1 protein-coding gene is annotated in these 391 nt (G+C 29.2%); it reads left to right on the top strand.

The window, feature by feature from the left end; genetic code table 11:
• Positions 1-158: 158 nt before the first annotated feature.
• Positions 159-391 (top strand): hypothetical protein (locus DI041_RS21350; protein ID WP_440862132.1); only part of this gene is annotated, 233 nt, incomplete at its 3' end.

The following is a 391-nucleotide window of genomic DNA, read 5'->3' on the forward strand; positions in this document are numbered from 1 at the left end:
GGTTTTTACGTTGTCAAGAGGTAAAAATGAGCGAAGTATGTCGCATTGATGAGCGATGTACGTCGCTTTTTGATTTTTTCAAAAGAAAACATGCTAAACTTCACTTGAAATTTAAAAACTGGTGAAGTAAAAAACTAAATTTGAAGGGAGGATAGGAAATGTTCAGTAAAGAAGATATGTTAACCTATGAAAAATTTAATAAAAATATACTAATGTTTCCTAACTTCTCGCTTGATTATGTTTATGGGAAAATCAATATATTTTATGACTTTCATAAAGATAAACAAGGTAAAAATACAAACTATAATCGTGAGTTGCTTTTTTCAATAAGTACACTTAAACCTTTTAGAATTATAGCTCCAGCAGGGTATCGCTTAATTCAATTCAAAAG

Origin of the sequence: Stenotrophomonas maltophilia (assembly GCF_004920835.1) — a bacterium.
GTDB classification, from domain to species: Bacteria; Pseudomonadota; Gammaproteobacteria; order Xanthomonadales; family Xanthomonadaceae; genus Stenotrophomonas; species Stenotrophomonas maltophilia_AQ.